The organism is Chamaesiphon sp. OTE_75_metabat_556, from assembly GCF_031378165.1.
In the GTDB taxonomy this organism is placed as follows: Bacteria; Cyanobacteriota; Cyanobacteriia; order Cyanobacteriales; family Chamaesiphonaceae; genus Chamaesiphon.
In genome coordinates this window covers 1-4,882 of record NZ_JANNDR010000269.1, presented here as the reverse complement: position 1 = coordinate 4,882, position 4,882 = coordinate 1, and the positions used below count along the sequence as shown (strand labels likewise).

5 protein-coding genes are annotated in these 4,882 nt (G+C 46.2%); all 5 read right to left on the bottom strand.

The annotated features are described in order from the left end of the window. Positions 1-789 (bottom strand): Era-like GTP-binding protein (locus RMO27_RS11000; protein ID WP_309732322.1); only part of this gene is annotated, 789 nt, incomplete at its 3' end. A gap of 123 nt (positions 790-912) precedes the next feature. Then, positions 913-1,827, bottom strand: a complete 915-nt coding sequence (locus RMO27_RS10995) for an NAD(P)H-dependent glycerol-3-phosphate dehydrogenase (RefSeq protein WP_309732320.1) — start codon at positions 1,825-1,827, stop codon at positions 913-915. A 40-nt stretch (positions 1,828-1,867) separates the two neighbouring features. After that, positions 1,868-2,737: a lipoyl synthase gene (gene lipA / locus RMO27_RS10990; RefSeq protein ID WP_309732315.1), complete on the bottom strand. Its 870-nt coding sequence runs from the start codon at positions 2,735-2,737 to the stop codon at positions 1,868-1,870. A gap of 122 nt (positions 2,738-2,859) precedes the next feature. Further along, entirely contained in the window at positions 2,860-3,996 is a 1,137-nt protein-coding gene (locus tag RMO27_RS10985; RefSeq protein ID WP_309732302.1) for a M23 family metallopeptidase, read from the bottom strand. Between the two features lie 472 nt (positions 3,997-4,468). After that, positions 4,469-4,882: hypothetical protein (locus RMO27_RS10980; RefSeq protein ID WP_309732299.1), on the bottom strand; the 414-nt coding region annotated here is incomplete at its 5' end.

Here is a 4,882-nt window from a genome sequence, read left to right as displayed (position 1 = left end):
GAGCTTCAAGTCATCTATCTGTGGTTTACCCATCACTAGTTCTGCTTCAAAGGAGCCATCGGGCTGACGAATGGCTCTCGCCACTAGGGGAGAGGCTGCGGTCATCACGATTTCATCTTGCGTTAATATCTCCTTAACGCGATCGTCACGAATTTTGGCATAGATTGCCAGTTTATCGCGATCGGGAAACAGATCGACTTTATTAAATACTAATAAGATGGGTTTACCCGCACTTCTCAATTGAGAAAGTGTTTTTAATTCTAATTCGGTAATATCACCAGCAATTACAAATAAAATTAAATCTACTTGACGGGCAATTTCACTCGCTAGTAATTGTCTCTCTGCCCCATCGACTTCATCAATCCCTGGCGTATCGATAAATTCGATCGCTTCTTGGAGTATCGCTGGCGTATCTTTATCTAAATCGAATTCATCTTGCCAATTGTCGATTTCCCAGACTACCTGTTGGCGTTCTTTCGTGACACCATGCAAAACACCAGCTTCAAAAACCTCTACCCCGATTAACGCATTTAACAAGGATGATTTACCCCGTCCCACCATCCCAAATACCGCAACTTGAAATACCGATCGATCGAGTTTACTCGATATCTCACTCAGTTCGGCAATCTCTGACTCTAATCCTGCTCTTTCTCGCTGGCTCAAATCTAGCTTGACTAAAATTCGCCGCAAAGTATCCTGAGCTTGTTGATAATTTTGCTCTGCTTGGATCGTATTAAAACCCGCGATCGTTTCTGCTAAATTCTCTGGATCTTCTGATGATTGACTCATAGAGAAGGAAAGTCTGGGAGCTTGGAGGATAAGGAAACTAGAGAATGACTAAGTGAGAAGGTAGTTCAACTATCAACTATCAACTATCAACTATCAACTATCAACTATCAACTATCAACTAAACTAATATTCTGACTTGCGATCGCGAGACATCAGCGCGATAATTGCTTCTGGTGCGGTGATTTCTCCTTGCAACAATCGATCTACTAATGCAGTAATCGGCATATAAATCTGGTTATTATTAGCAATCTGCATCAATACTTTCGTCGTATTTATACCCTCTGCCGTACCTTGCAGATCTCCTAGAACTTCACTCAAACCTTTCCCTTGAGCTAAACCATATCCCACCTGATAATTGCGGCTCAGAGGACTATTGCATGTGGTTAACAGATCGCCCAAACCGGACAATCCGTAAAAGGTTGCAGTGTTTCCACCCCAATACTGACCGATCCGAATAATTTCTGCCAATCCGCGCGTTAGTAAAGCTGATTTAGCGTTATTCCCTAATTTTAAACCATCGCAAGTTCCGGCGGCAATTGCAATGACATTTTTGACTGTGCCAGCAATTTCCACCCCCACCGGATCGTCATTGGTATAGACACGAAATTTAGGAGAAGAAAAAATCTCTTGAACTGTATTAGCAGCATCAGCGTTATGACTGGCAACTACCGTCGCAGCGGGTAATCCTTGCTGAATTTCGAGCGATAAATTCGGCCCCGACAAGATCACAATTGGATTATGGGGAAATGCTTGATACCACAGTTGGGCGGGTGTCAAATTAGTCTGTGCATCCAATCCCTTAGTTGCTGTCACAATAATTTGGTGTGGCGCGATCGCATCTTGCAATCGATCGATTACTGCTCGCACCCCTGACATCGATACTGCCGAAATAATTGCCGTGCGATCGAGAGTTGTTTCGGCGAGATCTCGCCCACAATTACGCGACCAAATAGTCGGCTCATAACCATTAACCTGCGTTAACTTTGCCAACGCACCACCCCAAGCACCAGCACCTATAATTGTGATTCGATCGGTCATAGAAAGAGCGGGGAGCGGGGAGTGCAATTTCAACTGTCAACTATCTCGGATATTTCACCATCAATTTTTGGACTTCTTCCGCATGATAGGAACTGCGTGTCAAAGGAGTAGAGACTACTTGCAAGAACCCAATTTCTTCGCCATAGATCCGCCATGCATCGAACTGGGTGGGAGTCACAAATTCAGTAACGCCAAGGTGCTTGGCTGAGGGTTGGAGATATTGGCCGATCGTGATGATATCGCAGTCTACTGATCGCAAATCGCGCATCGTCTGGCGGACTTCTGCATCAGTCTCGCTCAAACCGACCATAATGCCTGATTTAGTATAGACGCTGGGCGTATAAGCCCGCGATCGCGCCAAGACGTCTAAGGATCGTTGATAATCTCCTTGCGGACGTACCCGCCGATACAAGCGGGGAATAGTTTCGGTATTGTGATTTAGCACTTCTGGTGCCGCATCCAAAATCGTCTCTAGTGCTTGCCAGTTGGCGCACAGATCGGGAATGAGAACTTCGATTGTGGTTTGTGGTGAGAGCGCGCGTACGGATTCGATACACAGTACAAATTGACCCGCACCCCCATCGGCTAAGTCATCGCGATTTACTGATGTGATCACGACATGCTTGAGATTGAGACGTCGGACAGCTTCTGCTAGACGGAGCGGCTCTGTCGGATCTAAAGCTTGAGGTTTCTTCTCAAAATCGATATCACAGTAGGGGCAAGCACGAGTACATGCTGGCCCCATGATCAAGAACGTGGCTGTGCCCGCGCTAAAACACTCGCCAATATTGGGACAAGAGGCTTCTTCGCAGACAGTATTGAGCTGTAAATCGCGGAGGATGTCTTTGACATTACCTACTCGTTCCCACTGCGGTGCTTTTACACGCAACCATTCTGGTTTGACTGTCATAACAATTGAAAGATATTCACAAGCCTACTATTTTAACAAGAGTTTAGACAAATGAGGTGTGAGTAGGAAGAGCAGGACAATGGAGCACTGCATGAATCTGCCAACTATCAACCATCAACTATCTATAGCCCTTGGGGTGAATCTTGGCGAGCGTATGGCATTGATCGACGAAGATTGTCTATAGCATATTGGATCTCCTGCGTGGGATCGACCGCAACCCAACCATTAGCACCGGGCGAACGAGCTTCAAAATGTAAATGTGGCCCAGTCGAATTACCAGTACTACCGACTAGCCCGATGACGGTACCTTGGGCGATTTGTTGCCCTGGTTGCACGGAGATCTCCGAAAGATGTCCATACAGCGTCTGCTGCGTATCACTGTGCTGAATCACGATCGCTTTACCATAGCCGCCATTCCAGCCGGCTGAGACAACAGTACCAGTAGCTGTCGCAACTACGGGTGTCCCCGATGGTGCGGCAATGTCGATGCCAGAATGAAACCGCCGACTCCCCGTTAATGGGTGTGTCCGCCAGCCAAAGCGAGAACTGATCCGCGCGGGATTCATCAATGGATAGATTGATTCCACACTCGTTCCGGGCGTGCCATTGTTTGCGTAAGCAGTAGTAGCTGGGGCGGGTTGGTTAAATGGCGTCGGATTGCTATTGGGTCGTAAAGTGGGGATGGCAGTAACTCTAGGAACGAAGTTCGTTTTGATCGTACGGGGCAACCGCGTCACTGACTGAACTTTGATTAATTGAGTCCGTGGTTGGGGTACAAAAATTTCGACCGCAGGTTCGGTGATGGATGCGGGCACACCACTGATTTTGATATTAGGCTGGAGATTATTGACATCACTGGCAAACACGTTACTCCGTGCGGAGCCAGCGATCGCCTCGCGACTGGCCAATCGCCGATCGGTCGGGCTGCCCCCATCGTCATCATATCCAAATGGAGAATTTGGCAGATCGGTAGGTGTAGTGGCTTGGGTAGCTAAAGCGAGTGTCGTTATTGGTTGACGTTGCTCCTCGGAAAAAGTCTTGTTTGCAACATCTGTGCTCGGATTCTGGGCTGTTTCTGGAGCCTGAGGATTTACCGCATCGGGATCGGCGGGCTGATTTACACCCAATAATTGAGATCCTAATGTGTTGTTTGCTACTAAATCCTGAACGATTGAATGTGAATTTCGGGCAAGTGCAGCTTCGGTACTCAAACAGGCACCAGCAATAACTAAAAACCTCAGAGATTTGTTTATGCGCATAGATTCAGTGGGAATTGCTACGGGGTATCAGTCGAAATTGAAAGATCAAACCTAAAGCCATAATTTGTTCAGTATACAAGAGATCGTCTAAAATCATAATAATTTCTTAATCAGTGGATCGATTTGCGATTTTATACATTGATCGCCATTGATGCAACCGGATGTAACTAGAGTGCGCTAGTACTTACGATCGGATGGTACGAATCCAATCGAATTAAACCTCATCGGCCTTGCCATCCAAAGCTTTGACGTGAAAATTAATCCACCAAAATAGCAGCCGTGTCACATCGATCCGATGTTGAATGAGCATTAGTACTCAGAGAGGAAGATCCTGTGACTACAAAATCTTGGGCATCAAAGGATTTCAATATCGATCGCAATCGATGTAATTCATCAGCGAGAACCGTCAACAGATAATTATTTTTGAAAATCGAACAATGTAACTTTAAGCACAAAAGCTCACTAATTTAGCTTAGGCACCAAACAATTCAAAAATTTGCCGACAAAATTGTTTTAATTTATCAGCTATTTCTAGTTGTGGGTGAATTTCACCTTCAAATTGCCAATCGCTCACAGTTGATAATCGCCATTGCTTGCCTCGATAATCAAAGCCCGCAACTTCTAAACCGATAAAATTACGACTAGAATCACCCGACTGGCGATCCGCAACCGCGATCTCATCATCCTTAAATCGCAGTTGAACCAGGACGCTCCGACTTTGCCACCGCCGACTCCAACCAGGAAAGTGAAAGCTAAAATCGATCGAATCAGGATCGACTAACTCTTGGGTATCGAGATCTTCCGCCCACGGCTTCAAATCTACTTTGGCATCAGGAAACTCACTCCGAAACAGACTGACTGCGGAGGCAATTTTGCTGGCGAGGGT